The organism is Streptomyces sp. NPDC102437 (assembly GCF_044765565.1).
Lineage (GTDB): Bacteria > Actinomycetota > Actinomycetes > Streptomycetales > Streptomycetaceae > Streptomyces.
On sequence record NZ_JBIWKI010000005.1, the window covers coordinates 198499 to 213784 of the forward strand.

Annotated in this window: 15 protein-coding genes, 1 tRNA gene and 1 pseudogene; 10 read left to right on the forward strand and 7 right to left on the reverse strand. The window is 69.3% G+C overall.

The window, feature by feature from the left end:
• Positions 1 to 12: 12 nt before the first annotated feature.
• A complete protein-coding gene (locus ACIRJP_RS09145) occupies positions 13 to 1266 on the reverse strand; it encodes an HTTM domain-containing protein (RefSeq protein ID WP_404170209.1) in 1254 nt (417 codons plus the stop codon).
• Positions 1263 to 2045 (reverse strand): DUF5819 family protein, encoded by a 783-nt coding sequence (locus tag ACIRJP_RS09150; protein ID WP_404170212.1) that lies wholly within the window; start codon positions 2043 to 2045, stop codon positions 1263 to 1265. The genes ACIRJP_RS09145 and ACIRJP_RS09150 overlap by 4 nt, the downstream gene beginning before the upstream one ends.
• 115 nt (positions 2046 to 2160) lie before the next feature.
• Between ACIRJP_RS09150 and paaA the strand changes: the two genes are divergently transcribed.
• From paaA to ACIRJP_RS09180, 6 genes are all read left to right on the forward strand, one after another.
• Complete coding sequence (gene paaA / locus ACIRJP_RS09155) at positions 2161 to 3177, forward strand: 1,2-phenylacetyl-CoA epoxidase subunit PaaA (protein WP_404170215.1); 1017 nt, start codon at positions 2161 to 2163, stop codon at positions 3175 to 3177.
• Positions 3174 to 3464: a 1,2-phenylacetyl-CoA epoxidase subunit PaaB gene (gene paaB / locus ACIRJP_RS09160; RefSeq protein WP_266731391.1), complete on the forward strand. Its 291-nt coding sequence runs from the start codon at positions 3174 to 3176 to the stop codon at positions 3462 to 3464. Before paaA ends, paaB begins: the two co-directional genes overlap by 4 nt.
• Entirely contained in the window at positions 3461 to 4162 is a 702-nt protein-coding gene (paaC, locus tag ACIRJP_RS09165; protein WP_404170218.1) for a 1,2-phenylacetyl-CoA epoxidase subunit PaaC, read from the forward strand. The genes paaB and paaC overlap by 4 nt, the downstream gene beginning before the upstream one ends.
• A complete protein-coding gene (paaD, locus tag ACIRJP_RS09170; RefSeq protein ID WP_404170221.1) occupies positions 4156 to 4662 on the forward strand; it encodes a 1,2-phenylacetyl-CoA epoxidase subunit PaaD in 507 nt (168 codons plus the stop codon). The genes paaC and paaD overlap by 7 nt, the downstream gene beginning before the upstream one ends.
• The gene (locus ACIRJP_RS09175) at positions 4663 to 5721 is read left to right on the forward strand and encodes a 2Fe-2S iron-sulfur cluster-binding protein (RefSeq protein WP_404170224.1); all 1059 of its coding nucleotides are present in this window, start codon (positions 4663 to 4665) and stop codon (positions 5719 to 5721) included.
• 104 nt (positions 5722 to 5825) lie between these two features.
• Entirely contained in the window at positions 5826 to 6962 is a 1137-nt protein-coding gene (locus ACIRJP_RS09180) for an acyl-CoA dehydrogenase family protein (RefSeq protein ID WP_404170227.1), read from the forward strand.
• Between the two features lie 155 nt (positions 6963 to 7117).
• On the opposite strand, the gene ACIRJP_RS09185 is transcribed toward ACIRJP_RS09180, so the two are convergent.
• From ACIRJP_RS09185 to ACIRJP_RS09200, 4 genes and pseudogenes are all read right to left on the reverse strand, one after another.
• Entirely contained in the window at positions 7118 to 7462 is a 345-nt protein-coding gene (locus ACIRJP_RS09185) for a rhodanese-like domain-containing protein (protein ID WP_351253971.1), read from the reverse strand.
• Positions 7463 to 7508: 46 nt separating this feature from the next.
• Complete coding sequence (locus ACIRJP_RS09190) at positions 7509 to 8540, reverse strand: J domain-containing protein (RefSeq protein WP_404170230.1); 1032 nt, start codon at positions 8538 to 8540, stop codon at positions 7509 to 7511.
• A 58-nt stretch (positions 8541 to 8598) separates the two neighbouring features.
• Positions 8599 to 10050: a DUF2252 domain-containing protein gene (locus tag ACIRJP_RS09195; protein WP_404170233.1), complete on the reverse strand. Its 1452-nt coding sequence runs from the start codon at positions 10048 to 10050 to the stop codon at positions 8599 to 8601.
• Between the two features lie 156 nt (positions 10051 to 10206).
• Positions 10207 to 11052: pseudogene (locus ACIRJP_RS09200) on the reverse strand (hypothetical protein); the annotation flags it as partial.
• A 79-nt stretch (positions 11053 to 11131) separates the two neighbouring features.
• On the opposite strand from ACIRJP_RS09200, the gene ACIRJP_RS09205 reads away from it, so the two are divergent.
• Entirely contained in the window at positions 11132 to 11602 is a 471-nt protein-coding gene (locus tag ACIRJP_RS09205) for a MarR family winged helix-turn-helix transcriptional regulator (RefSeq protein WP_404170236.1), read from the forward strand.
• 235 nt (positions 11603 to 11837) lie between these two features.
• Here ACIRJP_RS09205 and ACIRJP_RS09210 read toward each other — a convergent pair.
• Positions 11838 to 11920 (reverse strand) — tRNA-Leu (locus tag ACIRJP_RS09210).
• Positions 11921 to 12235: 315 nt separating this feature from the next.
• On the opposite strand from ACIRJP_RS09210, the gene ACIRJP_RS09215 reads away from it, so the two are divergent.
• The 3 genes from ACIRJP_RS09215 (at position 12236) to ACIRJP_RS09225 (ending at position 15272) form a co-directional block, all read left to right on the forward strand.
• Positions 12236 to 13105 carry an FhaA domain-containing protein gene (locus ACIRJP_RS09215; protein WP_404170239.1) on the forward strand — a complete coding sequence of 290 codons (870 nt, stop codon included), beginning with the start codon at positions 12236 to 12238 and terminating at the stop codon, positions 13103 to 13105.
• Positions 13106 to 13115: 10 nt separating this feature from the next.
• The gene (locus ACIRJP_RS09220; RefSeq protein ID WP_072487556.1) at positions 13116 to 13631 is read left to right on the forward strand and encodes an FHA domain-containing protein; all 516 of its coding nucleotides are present in this window, start codon (positions 13116 to 13118) and stop codon (positions 13629 to 13631) included.
• A gap of 129 nt (positions 13632 to 13760) precedes the next feature.
• Positions 13761 to 15272 (forward strand): Stp1/IreP family PP2C-type Ser/Thr phosphatase, encoded by a 1512-nt coding sequence (locus ACIRJP_RS09225; RefSeq protein ID WP_404170243.1) that lies wholly within the window; start codon positions 13761 to 13763, stop codon positions 15270 to 15272.
• Positions 15273 to 15286: the final 14 nt, after the last annotated feature.

Sequence of the window (15286 nt, forward strand, 5' to 3'; positions counted from 1 at the left end):
CGCTCTCACTACTCACCCGACGAGCGTATGGCCCCCGTCGCCGCTGTGCTGCGGGGCCTCCTCGTCGTCGTCGCCACGCCGCTGACCGGGAATCTCGGTACTGACCGGGAACAGCCGCTCGCGGGCCAGCGTCCCCCGGCCGCCGAGCCAGACCAGGAAGACGGTCGGCAGGAAGACGGAGTCGGCGGCGATCATCGCCATGGAGAAGAAGGGCAGCCCGAGCAGCAGGGCGATGCCGGCGTGCTCAAGCATCATGGCGACGAGCAGTACGTTCTTGACCCGCCGGTTGAAGAGGGTGAAGGGAAACGCGACCTGGACGATGACCGTGCCGTAGGTGAGCACCATCACCATCACGGAATTGGCGGCGAGGATGTCCGACAGTCCGGGCCAGGGCGTGAAGTAGTCGAGCTTGAGCGGGTAGTACAGCGCCGTGCCGTCCTGCCACCGCGAGCCCTGGATCTTGTACCACCCCGCGGTGGCGTAGATCAGACAGACCTCGGCCATGATCACGACGAGGGTCGCATTATGGGCGAGATTGGCGACTACATCGAGCAGCGTGCGCGACTGGCTCTGCGGTGCGTAACGGTTCACGGCCCACCAGGCGCCTTCGCCGACCCACAGGAACCAGAGCAGAGTCGGCAGCCACCAGGTACCGCCGAGCCCGTCCGTCACACTGGCCACGATCAGCACGAGGCCGAGCACCGCCCAGAGCACCGGGCCGGCCAGATTGCCGAGCACCGGGCTCCGCGCCCCATCCGCTTCCGCGCGCGCCTGCCGCGCCGCCCGCCGGGCGTCCAGCGACCAGACCTGCCCGCAGCGCGTGAGCACCAGATAGATCGCCATGAGGTGGATGACGTTGTCGCCGCCGTCGCCCATGAAGATGCTGCGGTTCTGCAGTGAGAGCACCCCGGCCATGAAGAGGACCGACGTGGCCCGGGTGTGCCAGCCGACCATCAGCAGCGCCGCGGATATCAGCGCGACCGCGTACACGACCTCGAACCAGACGGTGCTGTCCGACCACATGAGCGCGGTGAACGACTGGTTGCCGGATATGAGCTGCTGCGCCATGTCCCAGCGCCACGGGGCGTCGGGGCCGTACATCTCGTGGCGGTGCGGCAGCTCGCGCAGCAGGAAGAACAGATAGGTGGCCGAGAAGCCGATCCGGATGACGGCACTCTGATACCGGCCGAGGGCCGTGGAGGTGACGTGCTGGATACCGCGGGCGAGCTTGTTGTCAGCCTTGCGGTCGAGAATGGCCGTACTCACTTGTCCGCCCCCTCGGTGCCCTTGGGAAGGTCCGCGGGAGTTACCGTCCACCACGGCAGCACCCGGTAGGACGGCCGCGTGCTGATCTTCTCCTCGCTCCACGCGGGCGCCGCGACGGACCGCACCTCGGAACGGACCTGTATGCGCTCGACGGTGCCGCCGTAGTCGTGTTCACCGAGGCGCAGCATCACGATGCGGCGGATGTAGCGCTCGGAGAGCTCGCCTCGAAGGCCGTTGGCGCGGTTCTGGTTGTCGTGGGAACTGAGGTAGAAGTCCCAGCCGCGGCGGAGTTCGTTCTGCTGGACGTGACTGGGGAGGAGATTGCCGCGTATCGCCTTGCCGTCCTCGCCGGAAAGGCTCATCCAGGGTGTGGTGCGGCGCCCATCGGGGCCGGCTATCTCCGCTCGTACGTGAACGGCGATGTTCTGCTGTAGCGGATTCGGGGCGAAGAGCTTCCAGTTCTGCTCGAACTCGGGATAGACCCACTCGTCGACCGCTTCGCCGTGCTGCTTGGTCAGGGTGTTGGAGGGCGCGACGTGCAGAAACACCATGACCAGATGTCCACAGGCGACCAGGCCGATGACCGACAGTGCTATCGCGGCAACGATCTGGTAGGGAAGAGACAGTGCGGCCATCCCCTCACGAGGAGCTGCCTCCAGGGCCTGACCAGCATCGGAAGGCTCGTCCGCCCGCTGGTCCGGCTCCGGCTCGGCCCTCCGGTTCCCGCCCTCGGCGGTCCCGTTCCCGCTCTCGGAGCCCCTGTCGTCGTACGAATCCATCCCGCCCCGATCCCCGTCGATCCCCGGTCAGTTATCCACAGGGTTGACACCCTACGGGCCACCGACTCACCATTGAAGACATTGAACCGAACGATCGGTCGGTAGGGAGTCCGGGATGGCGGCAGTGACTGCGGACCAGACAGCGCAGGCGGGAGCGGACAGGCCCGAAGGGGCGGACGAGGCCCTGGAGGCGGCATTCGACGCCGCAGTGGCTGCGGACGAGCGCATCGAGCCACGCGACTGGATGCCCGATGCGTACCGCGCCTCGCTGGTCAGGCAAATGGCCCAGCATGCCCACTCCGAAATCATCGGCATGCAGCCGGAGGCCAATTGGATCTCGCGCGCGCCCTCGCTGCGCCGCAAGGCGATCCTCATGGCCAAGGTGCAGGACGAGGCGGGCCACGGCCTCTATCTGTACAGCGCGGCGGAGACCCTCGGCACCGGCCGCGAGGAGCTGCTCGACAAGCTCCACGCGGGCCGCCAGAGGTATTCATCGATCTTCAACTACCCGACGCTGACCTGGGCGGACGTCGGCGCGATCGGCTGGCTCGTGGACGGCGCCGCGATCACCAACCAGGTGCCGCTGTGCCGCTGCTCCTACGGCCCGTACGCCCGGGCGATGGTCCGGATCTGCAAGGAGGAGTCCTTCCATCAGCGCCAGGGGTACGAGCTGCTGCTCACCCTCAGCAGGGGCACCCCGGCGCAGCACGAGATGGCGCAGGACGCGGTGAACCGCTGGTGGTGGCCGTCCCTGATGATGTTCGGCCCGCCGGACGACGCCTCGGCCCACTCGGCGCAGTCGATGACCTGGAAGATCAAGCGCCACTCCAACGACGAGCTGCGGCAGCGCTTCGTGGATATCTGCGTCCCGCAGGCCGAGGCACTGGGGCTCACCCTCCCGGACCCGGACCTCCGGTGGAACGAGGAGCGCGGACAGCACGACTTCGGGGCAATCGACTGGAAGGAGTTCCAGGAGGTCCTCAAGGGCAACGGCCCGTGCAACGAGCAGCGCCTCACCCAGCGCCGCCGGGCGCACGAGGAGGGCGCCTGGGTCCGGGACGCGGCGGTTGCCTACGCCGAGAAGCACACATCGACGCACACAGCAGCAAGGAACGGGGAGGCGACAGCATGAGCAGCTCGACCGAATGGCCACTGTGGGAGGTGTTCGTGCGCTCCCGCCGCGGCCTTTCCCACACCCACGCGGGCAGCCTGCACGCCCCGGACGCTGAGATGGCTCTGCGCAACGCGCGCGATCTGTACACCCGCCGTTCCGAGGGCGTCTCGATCTGGGTGGTCCCGTCCGCACAGGTCACGGCCTCGTCCCCGGACGAGAAGGACTCCTTCTTCGAGCCGGCCGCCGACAAGCCGTACCGGCATCCGACGTTCTACGAGATCCCGGAAGGGGTGAAGCACCTGTGACCGCGGCCCTCGCCCTGGGCGACGACGCGCTGGTGCTCTCGCACCGGCTGGGGGAGTGGGCGGGCCATGCGCCCGTGCTGGAAGAAGAAGTGGCCCTGGCCAACATCGCCCTGGACCTGCTGGGCCAGGCCCGGGTGCTCCTCACCATGGCAGGCGACGAGGACGAGCTGGCGTACCTGCGCGAGGAGCGCGCCTTCCGCAACGTCCAGCTGGTCGAACAGCCGAACGGCGACTTCGCCCACACCATCGCCCGCCAGCTCTACTTCTCCACCTATCAGCGACTGCTGTACGAGCAGCTCGCCTCGGGCGGCAGCGCGTTCGCCGGTCTGGCGGCGAAGGCCGTCAAGGAGGTCGCGTACCACCAGGACCACACGGAGCACTGGACGCTGCGGCTCGGCGACGGCACGGACGCGAGCCATGACCGGATGCAGCGCGCGGTGGACGCCCTCTGGCGGTTCACCGGCGAGTTGTTCGAACCCGTCGAGGGCGTGGAGATCGACTGGCAGTCGCTGCGCAGCGGCTGGCTGGAGTCCGTCTCCGCGGTGCTGGACCGGGCCACTCTGACGCTGCCGGCCGGTACGCAGACCGGGGCGTGGACGGCGGGCGCGGGGCGCCAGGGCATCCACACGGAACCCTTCGGCCGCATGATCGCCGAGATGCAGCACCTGCATCGCAGCCACCCGGGGGCGTCATGGTGACCGAGATGCTCCTGGAGGAGGAGCTGCTCCGCCTCGCGGGCTCCGTGCCCGACCCCGAGCTACCCGTGCTCACCCTGGACGAGCTGGGTGTGCTCCGGGGCGTGGACGTCCTCGCCCCCGGCAAGGTCACCGTGCGTCTCACCCCGACCTACACGGGCTGCCCCGCGATCGAGGCCATGTCCTCGGACATCGAGCGGGTTCTGCACGACCACGGCATACCGGAGGTCTCCGTGGTCACCGTGCTCTCCCCGGCCTGGTCCACGGACGACATCAGCGCGGAAGGGCGGCGCAAGCTGGCGGAGTTCGGCATAGCGCCCCCGCGCCCGCACGATGTCACGGCCCCCGCCGGCGGCCCGGTTCCACTCACGCTCTCGGTGCGCTGCCCGCACTGCGGCTCGACCGATACGGAGCTGCTGAGCCGGTTCTCCTCGACCGCCTGCAAGGCGCTGCGCCGCTGCGTGACGTGCCGCGAACCGTTCGACCACTTCAAGGAGTTGTAGATGTTCCATCCGCTCCGGGTCCGCGCCATCGAACGGCTCACGGACGATTCGGTGGCCGTCACCCTCGCCGTGCCGCCCGAGTTGCGCGAGACCTTCCGCCACAAGCCCGGCCAGCATCTCAACGTGCGGTACACGGTCGACGGCGAGGAGATCCGCCGCTCGTACTCGATCTGCTCCCCGGCCGTCGAGGAGCCGCACGACCCGGCGCTGCGGGTGGGCATCCGGCTCGTCGACGGCGGAGCGTTCTCCACGTACGCGCTGAAGGAACTCGCCGTCGGTGACGTGGTCGAGGCGATGTCCCCGATGGGCCGCTTCGTGCTGGCGCCCCGCGCCGGGCACTTCGCGGCGATCGTCGGGGGCAGCGGAATCACCCCGGTGCTGTCGATCGCGACCACGCTCCTGGCGCGGGAACCCGACGCCCATTTCTGCCTGATCCGCAGTGACCGGACAGCGCTCTCGACGATGTTTCTGGACGAGGTCGCCGACCTCAAGGACCGCTACCCGGACCGGTTCCAGCTGGTCACGGTGCTCTCCCGGGAGGAGCAGCAGGCCGGCCTTCCTTCCGGGCGGCTGGACCAGGACCGTCTCACCGAGCTGCTGCCCGCGCTGCTTCCGATGGCCGAGGTGGATGGCTGGTACCTCTGCGGGCCGTTCGGGCTGGTCCTGGCCGCGGACCGGGCGTTGCGCGGCCTGGGCGTCGACCGGACCCGCATCCACCAGGAGATCTTCCATGTGGACGAGGGCCCGAGCGCATCCGCCCGCCCCCGGATCGAATCCCCCGCTCACAGCCGTCTCACCGCCACCCTGGACGGCCGCTCCGGCACCTGGCCCGTGGAGGAGGGCGAGTCGCTGCTGGAAACGGTGCTGCGCAGCCGTGCCGACGCACCGTACGCCTGCAAGGGCGGGGTGTGCGGGACCTGCCGGGCGTTCCTGGTCTCGGGCGAGGTGCGGATGGACCGCAACTTCGCGCTGGAGCCCGAGGAAACGGGCGCGGGCTATGTGCTGGCTTGCCAGTCGCATCCGGTCACACCGGAGGTGGAGCTCGACTTCGACCGCTGAGCGACCCCGTCGCCGCTCCTCCTCTGTTCCCTTCTCGTAGAACCTGTTCTATCTTGACGGCTCGTCAGATTCGGGCGGTCATCGGTCAACGGGAGGCCAGGACAGTGGACTTCACCTTCACCGAGGAACAGCAGGCAGCCGCGGAGGCAGCGCGAGCAGTCTTCTCGGGAGTCGCACCGGACGGGGTTCCCAGCCCCGCTCTCGTGCCGGGCGCGGTGGCCGAGGACATCGACCGCCCGCTGTGGGCCGGGCTGGCGACGAGCGACCTGCTGAGCCTGACTCTTCTGCCGGAGCACGGCGGGGCCGGACTCGATCTCGTCGCGCTCTGCCTGGTGTTGCGCGAGTCCGCCAAGGTGCTCGCGAGAGTGCCACTGCTGGAGACCTGCGCGGTCGCGATGGCGCTCCAGCGGTATGGGGACCCGGGGCTGGCCGGCGAGTTGCTGCCTCGGGTAGGCCGCGGCGAACTGGTCCTCACCGCCGGGTACAACGGCCGCTCCGGCCACGATCCGGCCGAACTCGCCGTCAAGGCCCGCCGGAAGGCGACATCCGGCCGGGTGCTCGACGGGATGCAGTCGGCGGTGCCGTGGGCGCAGGCAGCGGACTGGATCGCGATTCCGGCCCGCACGGACGAGGGCCGGCCCGTCGTCGCCCTGGTCCAGCCCGCCCAGGACGGTGTCACTCTGGCCGAGCAGGTCTCCACCAGCGGTGAACGGTTCGCCGAGGTCCGGCTGGAGTCGGTACAAATCGACGACCGCGCGCTGATCGACGGCGCCGGGGCCTGGGAGTGGCTGCGCGCCCTCCTCACCACCGGAACGTGCGCGCTGGCACTGGGCCTGGGTGAGGCCGTGCTCGCCATGACGAGCCAATACACCGGCAAGCGCGAGCAGTTCGGCTTCCCGGTGGCGACGTTCCAGTCCGTCGCCGTACAGGCCGCGGACCGGTACATCGACCTGCGGGCCATGGAAGTGACGCTCTGGCAGGCGGCCTGGCGGATCTCCACCGGGGCCGACGGGGCGCTTCCTGCCGAGGGCGACATCGCCGTGGCGAAGATCTGGGCGTCGGACGGCGTACGCCGCGTCGTGCAGACGGCACAGCATCTGCACGGCGGCTTCGGGGCGGACACGGACTACCCGCTGCACCGCTTTCATGCCTGGGCCAAGCAGATCGAGCTGTCCCTCGGCCCGGCGGCGGCACACGAGGAGGCGCTGGGCAGCCTGCTGGCCGCGCACCTCCTCGGCTGACACCGGCCGAACGATGATCAGACCGGCCAACAGCCGGCTGACAGCCGACCGACTACAGAGCCGCCCCAGACAGGGGAACCGTTCCGCCTGGGGTTCCCCGGCCAAGAACGGCTCTCCGGCCCGGGGCGTTTCGCCAGTCCGGAACGTCCCTCCGATCAGAGCACGAAGGCCGGGGTGCCGCTGTCCGTGACCATCGGGCGTCCGGCGCCGTCCCAGGCGAGCATCCCGCCGTCGATGTTCACGGCGTCGATGCCCTGCTGCACCAGGTACTGGGTGACCTGGGCCGACCGGCCACCGACTCGGCACATGACGTGCACGCGTCGGCCGTCCTCGGCGGCCTCGGTCAGCTCCCCGAAGCGGGCCACGAAGTCACTCATCGGAATGTGCAAGGCGCCCTCGACGTGCCCGGCCGCCCACTCGTTGTCCTCCCGGACGTCCAGCACGAAGCCGTCCGACGGAACCGCCGCGACGTCCACCGAGGGCAGCGGGGCGAAATTCATGGGTCATGCCTTCTCTCGTACGTACGCGCCAGAGTCACCTGGAACGCTACTGCACCAAGCCCGCCAGCTCAGCCTCGCGCTGCGCGACGTCGCCCAGCAACTGCTCGGCGATCTCGTCGAGCAGCCGGTCCGGATCGTCCGGCGCCATCCGCAGCATGGCCCCGATCGCGCCCTCCTCCAGTTCCTGGGCGAGCACCGTCAAGAGCTCCTTGCGCTGAGTCAGCCAGTTCAGCCGGGCGTAGAGCTCCTCGCTCTCGCTGAGCTCCGCCTCCGGGGCCACCGGACCTGCCGCCCATTCCTGCGCCAGCTCCATCAGCAGCGCCTCGTCCCCCCGCCCGTATGCGGCGTTCACACGGGCGATGAACTCGTCCCGGCGGGCCCGCTCCGTCTCGTCCTGCGCCAGGTCCGGGTGGGCCTGGCGTGCCAGGTCGCGGTAGAGCTTGCGCGCCTCCTCGGTCGGCCGGACCCGCTTGGGCGGCCGAACCGGCTGCTCGGTCAGCATCGCCGCGGCCTCGGGGGACAGCCCGTCGGAGTCGATCCAGTCGTGGAACAGCTCGTCGACGCCAGGCATCGGCATGACGATCGACCGGGCCTCCTGCGCCTTGCGGATGTCCTCCGGATCGCCCGTCCTGGCGGCCCGGGCCTCCGCGATCTGCGCATCGAGCTCGTCGAGGCGGGCGTACATGGGCCCGAGCTTCTGGTGATGCAGCCGGGAGAAGTTCTCGACCTCGACCCGGAAGGTCTCCACCGCGATCTCGAACTCGATCAGCGCCTGCTCAGCCACCCGGACCGCCCTCGCGAGCCGGGCCTCGGGCCGCTCGTCCCCGGCACGACCACTCGCACCGCCACCGTCGGCACCGGCGCTTCCCGCAGCAGCGCCGGAACCGTCGTCGGCACCGGTCTCCGGACCGGCATCGGCCGACCGGCCGACCGGCTCAAGCGGCTCGCCCTGGCGGTGCTGCTCAAGCGGCTCGTTCCGGGCATGCTGCTCGCGCCACCGGTCGTCGTCCTGCCGGTCGTTGTCCTGCCGGTCATCGTCGTTCCGGGTGGTCGGCACCCCGGCGGCTTCGTGGGTCACCCGTCCAGCGTATGGCCACCGCTCACGTCCCGAGGACGCGCGGTCGGCCCGATGCCCCTCAGACGCCCAGTTCGGCGGCTATTCGCCCCGACCCGACGGCCCGCACCAACTCCGCGTGGTCCGCCTCCGTACGGTCCGCGTAGGTCACCGCGAACGCCGCCACCGCCTCGTCCAGTTCCTCGTTCTTGCCGCAGTAGCCCGCGATCAGCCGCGGATCCGCGCTGTGCGCATGGGCCCGTGCCAACAGCGCACCGGTCATCCGGCCGTAGTCGTCGACCTGATCGGCCGCCAGCGCCGCCGGATCCACGCTGCCCTTACGGTTCCTGAACTGCCGCACCTGGAACGCACGCCCGTCCACCGTCGCCCAGCCCAGCAGGATGTCGCTGACGACCTGCATCCGCTTCTGTCCGAGCACCACCCTGCGCCCCTCGTGCGCCACCTCCGGCACATCGAAGCCGACCGCCGGCAAGTACGGCGCCAGCACGGAGGGCCGCGCCTCCTTCACCTGGAGCACCAGGGGCTCGCCGCGGTGATCGAGCAGAAGCACCACGTACGACCGGGTGCCGACGCTCCCGGTGCCGACCACCCGGAACGCCACGTCGTGGATCGCGTACCGCGCCAGAAGCGGAACCCGGTCCTCCGAGAGCGTGCCCAGATAGTCACCGAGCCCCGCAGCGACCGCCGCGGCCTCCTCGTCCGGCACCCGCCGCAGCACCGGCGGCGCATCGACGAAGCGGCGTCCGCCGTCCCCGGAATCCTCGGTGGACTTGGCCGCGAAGCGGGCGCTGGTGTTGTTACGGGCCTTCTCCGAGACCCGCTCCAGGGTTCCGAGAAGATCCCGCGCGTCCGTGTGCGAGACCAACTCCTCGTCCGCGATGGCGTTCCAGGCGTCGAGCGCGGGCAATTTGGCCAGCAGCCGCATCGTCCGCCGATACGCGCCCACCGTGTCGTACGCGCCCTGCCTGCAAGTGTCCTCGGCCGCCCCGGCCTCGCGCCCCGCGAGCACCAGCGAGGTGGCCAGACGCTTGAGGTCCCACTCCCACGGGCCGTACACGGTCTCGTCGAAGTCATTGAGATCGATGACCAGGCTGCCCCTCGCATCGCCGTACAGCCCGAAATTGGCCGCGTGCGCATCGCCGCAGAGCTGGGCGCCCACCGCGCTGACCGGTGTACCCACGAGGTCATGAGCCATCAGCCCGGCCGAACCGCGCAGAAAGGCAAAGGGCGTGGCCGCCATCCGCCCCACCCGTATCGGGGCGAGCGCGGGCACCCTGCCTCGGCTCGATTCCTCGACCGCCCGCACCGCATCGGGCCGCCCGGCCGGAAGGTCCAGGAGCGAGTGCGAGGCCCTGGGCACCCGCTCCCGCAGTGCCTTGCCCGCCGCCCTCGGCGACTGTGCCGCGCCCCCGCCCGCCGCGGACGCCCGCCGCGCGAATCCGGGCACGACCGGAATCCGCGGATCACCTGCCGCAGCCCGCTGAACCAGCACTGCCGCTTCGATGTCACCCATGGCGCGCAGCCTCCCCCGCTCTCGTCCTGCGCTTCTGGCCCGACGCCCTGTCGCAGATCAGCAGATCAATTGCGACGAAGGTACCGCCGTCGACCGAAAGCCGTCTGTTCCTGTGGAAAACCCGCCTTGCGACCTGTGGACAACGATCCGTCCTGGTCAGACACCGACGGTCTCTTCCATCTCTTCTTGGATCTCCTCCGCGTCGCCCGCTTCGGTCCCGATCTCGGCCCCGGTCCTGGCGGCGTGCTTGGACCCGTGCGCTCCGCCGGCCTCGACGGAACCGGCGATGACACCGGCTCCGGTGCCGGCCGCTGCCGCCTCCACCGCGGCCTTCCGCCACTTCGACTCTGCCAGCCCCGCCAGACCTGTCAGGGCCAGGCCCACCACGAACCAGAGCGCGAGCACCAGCACATGTCCGCCGAGCCCGTGCCCGCCGAAGTACACATGGCTGCGTACGCCCTCGACGAAGCCCGCACCGTTCCAGAAGGAGTGCAGCGAGGCGAAGAAGCCGGGCTGGAGTTCGGGCCGGAAGATACCGCCGGAGCTGGTGAAGTTGAGCATCACGAACAGCACGATCAGGGCGAGCGTCGTCCAGCGCTTGAGGAAGGTGTGCAGTCCGACGCCGATCAGCAGGATGCCCGCGGAGTACAGCCAGGCCATCGCCCACAGACTGCCGAGCCCGTGGTCCACGAGGCCGAACAACGGCCCCGCGAACACCACGCCGATCAGGCTCACCACCAGCGACGCGGCAACGGCCAGCGCGGCCCTGATCCGCAGCGCCAGCACGGCGCCCGCACCGCCGATGACGGCGACCGATGCGTACGAACCGATGCTCACCGCGACCAGCAGGAAGAAGATGCCCTGGCCGGTCGGATCACCGTCCGCGGTCGGCGCCGTGTCCGTCACCTTCAGCGGGTCACCCTGTCCGGCGGCCACCTTGGTGAACACCTTCTCGACCACCGTGGCGCTGGTGTCCGAGGACGCGCTGGCCACGAGCAGCTCGAATAGTTGGCTTTTACAACTCTCAACTCGTTGTACTATACAACTGAAAGTCGAGGACCGCGTAACGGAAGGCGGAACAGTGCCAGGCACCCCCGAAGAACGCGAGGAGTCGCTGGACGTCATCCAGCGAGAGCTGACCGCCTTCGCGCGCCGCGCGCGAGCCGCAGCGGCCCGCCTCCACCCGGAGCTCCCCCTGGTCTCGTACACGCTGCTGGCGCACATCGAAGACCGGCACGGCTGCCGCGCGACGGATCTGGCCGCGCATTACATGCTGGACAAATCCACGGTCAGCCGACAGATCGCCACCCTGGAGAAACTGGGACTGGTCGAGCGCCACCCGGATCCCGATGACCACCGGATCCAGGTGCTGCACCCCACCGCCGCCGGAACCCAGGCCCTCGCCTCCACCCAGGCCAGCCGCCGTACGGCCTACCGGGAACGCCTCGCGGACTGGACCGAGGAAGATCTCGCCCGGTTCGCGGAGTACCTGCTGCGCTACAACTCGGCCGGCAACGCCTCCACGCCCGCCCCACAGCCACTGCAACCCTGACCCAGCAGCCCGACAACCCAGCAGCCCGGCAGCTCGGCCAAACCACAGAGTGCCTCAAACCAGACGTTTCACGTGAAACCAGAATCCGCGACGGAAACGGAGCGCAAGAAAAAACGCGCGACCGAGCCGAACCGGAACCCGACGAAACCCGAGCCAGTCCCCGAGCCAGACCCCGAACCAAATCCCGGGAACGAAGAAGCCCCACAGACCGTTGGCCTGTGGGGCTTCCTTCTTGTGCGCGAGGGGGGATTTGAACCCCCACGTCCCTAAGGACACTGGCACCTGAAGCCAGCGCGTCTGCCGTTCCGCCACTCGCGCAAGAGTGGTGTTTCCAGACTCTCTCACTGTTTGGTGCGAGCGCCTGGCGACATCCGGAAGATTAGCACGCTGGACAGGGTGGATTCACATCCGTTGTTTCACCGGCCGACTGGAGGGAAGCGGGAACGCCGAGCAGTCGCCCCCACTCCTCCTTTGTGCACCCCGGGTGCGGGACACTGTGAGGAGGCCGCCTCTACGATCCGTGTGAGAGGTGACACTCATCCACAGGGCAGACAAGGGGAACCAGCCGATTTCCCGACGCGTGGATACGATCAGTAAGCAGTACAGGGACGACTACAACGGAGGAGGTGCCCCATGGGAGTCATGAAGCGTTTCGAGCAGCGTCTCGAAGGTCTGGTCAACGGCACCTTCGCCAAGGTCTTCAAGTCCGAGGTCCAGCCGGTCGAGATCGCGGGAGCCCTCCAGCGCGAGTGCGACAACAACGCGACGATCTGGAACCGCGAGCGGACCGTCGTCCCCAACGACTTCATCGTCGAGCTCAGCACCCCTGACTACGAGCGGCTCAGCCCGTACTCCGGCCAGCTGGGCGACGAACTCTCCGGGCTGGTCCGCGACTACGCCAAGCAGCAGCGGTACACCTTCATGGGCCCCATCAAGGTCCACCTGGAGAAGGCCGACGACCTCGACACCGGGCTCTACCGGGTACGCAGCCGCACCCTGGCGTCGAGTTCGTCACAGCAGGACCCCCAGGGCCGCCAGGGACCGCAGGGCCAGCCTCCCTACCCGGGTCCGGGCCGGTCCGCGCAGCCCACCGGCGGCTACGGATACCCGCCCAGCTCCGCCCCGCCCATGCCCGCGGCCCCGCCGCCGGGCGCCGGCCGGGCCGGATCCCCCAGCACCGACCGGCACCCGCCGGCCGGGCCCAGCCCCCTGCCGAACGCGCAGGTGCGACGCTGGATCGAGATCAACGGCACCCGCCATCAGATCTCCCGCCCGACGCTGGTGCTGGGACGCAGCACCGACGCCGACGTGCGGATCGACGACCCCGGCGTATCGCGTCGGCACTGTGAGATCCGGACCGGAACGCCCTCGACGATCCAGGATCTCGGGTCTACCAACGGCATCGTGGTAGACGGGCAGCACACCACCCGCGCTACGCTCCGCGACGGCTCGCGGATCGTCGTGGGCAGCACCACCATCGTTTACCGGCAAGCCGAAGGGTGAAGCGGGGGCAATGTCAGAGCTGACCCTGACGGTCATGCGGCTAGGTTTCCTGGCTGTTCTGTGGCTGTTCGTGATCGTGGCCGTCCAGGTCATTCGAAGTGACCTGTTCGGAACGCGCGTCACGCAGCGCGGCTCACGCCGCACTGCGAACGACGCGCGGCCTCCACAGGCACGCCAGAATGCTGCGGCGCCGCCGCAGCAACGCCAGCAGCCGGGCCGCCAGCGCCGGGGGGCACCCACAAAACTGGTCGTCTCCGAGGGCAGCCTCACCGGCACCACGGTGGCGCTCCAGGGGCAGACCATCACGCTGGGCCGGGCGCACGATTCAACGATCGTGCTGGACGACGACTACGCGTCCAGCAGGCATGCCAGGATCTACCCCGACCGTGACGGCCAATGGATCGTCGAGGATCTCGGGTCCACCAACGGCACGTATCTCGACCGGACCCGACTCACCACCCCGACACCCGTTCCGCTGGGCGCGCCGATCCGGATCGGCAAGACCGTCATCGAGCTGCGGAAGTAATACGACAATGAGCGAGCGGAGCGAGCGAGCCGCGGCAGTCCGGGCAACGGACCCCGCCCGGCTCCCGACCGGAGGGTGGGCAGTGTGGCTCGAGACCGGCTGTACCCCGAGCCGACGGGCGAGGTGCGCATGAGTCTTTCCTTGCGCTTCGCCGCCGGATCGCACAAAGGCATGATCCGGGAGGGCAACGAGGACTCCGGCTACGCCGGACCACGCCTTCTCGCCATCGCCGACGGCATGGGCGGCCAGGCAGCCGGCGAGGTCGCCAGCTCCGAGGTGATTTCCACGCTCGTCCAGCTCGACGACGACGTCCCGGGCTCGGACATCCTCACCTCGCTCGGTACCGCGGTCCAGCGGGCCAACGACCAACTGCGCATGATGGTCGAGGAGGACCCCCAGCTGGAGGGCATGGGCACCACGCTCACCGCCCTGCTCTGGACCGGCCAGCGCCTCGGCCTCGTCCACGTCGGCGACTCCCGCGCGTACCTGCTGCGCGACGGCGTGCTCACCCAGATCACCCAGGACCACACCTGGGTGCAGCGGCTCGTCGACGAGGGCCGGATCACCGAGGAAGAGGCGACCACCCACCCGCAGCGCGCCCTGCTGATGCGGGCACTGGGCAGCGGCGACCACGTCGAACCCGATCTCTCCATCCGCGAGGTCCGGGTCGGCGACCGCTATCTGATCTGTTCCGACGGCCTGTCCGGCGTCGTCTCGCACCAGACGATGGAAGAGACTCTCGCCAGCTACCAGGGTCCGCAGGAGACCATCCAGGAGCTGATCCAGCTCGCCCTGCGCGGCGGCGGACCCGACAACATCACCTGCATCGTCGCCGACGTCCTCGACGTCGACAGCAACGACACCCTGGCCGCACAGTTCAGCGACACCCCGGTCATCGTCGGCGCGGTCGCCGAGAACCAGGCGGCGCAGATGAGCGACGCCGAGAGCACGGCCGCCATGCAGACCCCCGCCGGACGGGCGGCCGGCCTCGGCCGCCCCGTACCACCGCCCGCGGGGGGCTTCGGCCCGCCCGGAAGCGGTGACGCTGTCGGCGGCGGCTACGACGGGATGCCCGACGGTTCCTTCGACGCGTACACCGACGACGACTTCGTGAAGCCCGGCGGCGGCCGCAAGTGGCTGAAGAGATCCCTGTACACCGTGCTGGCGCTCGCCGTCGTCGGTGGCGGCCTCTACGGCGGCTACCGCTGGACCCAGAACCAGTTCTACATCGGCGCGAAGAACGAACACGTCACGCTGTTCCGCGGCATCAACCAGGACCTGGCTTGGGTCTCGCTCTCGAAGGTCGAGAAGGACCACCCCGAGATCGAACTCAAGTACCTCCCGGTCTACCAGCGCAAGAAGGTCGAGGCGACCATCCCCGAGGGGGACCTCAACGCCGCCCGCGCGAAGATCGAGGAACTCTCCGTCCAGGCGTCCGCCTGCAAGAAGAACGCCGAACGACGTGCCGCCGAGAAGGCCAGCGCCGACGAGGGCCAGGCACCGGGTACGGACGCCGCCAAAACATCCAGCGGCGCCAAGACGTCCGATGCCGCCAAGACCAAGCCGACCAAAACTCCCACTCCTGGTCCCAGCCTCTCGGAGGAAGAGAAAAAGCTGGTCCCGCAGTGCGGTAAGCAGTAAGCCGTAGGGGGCCT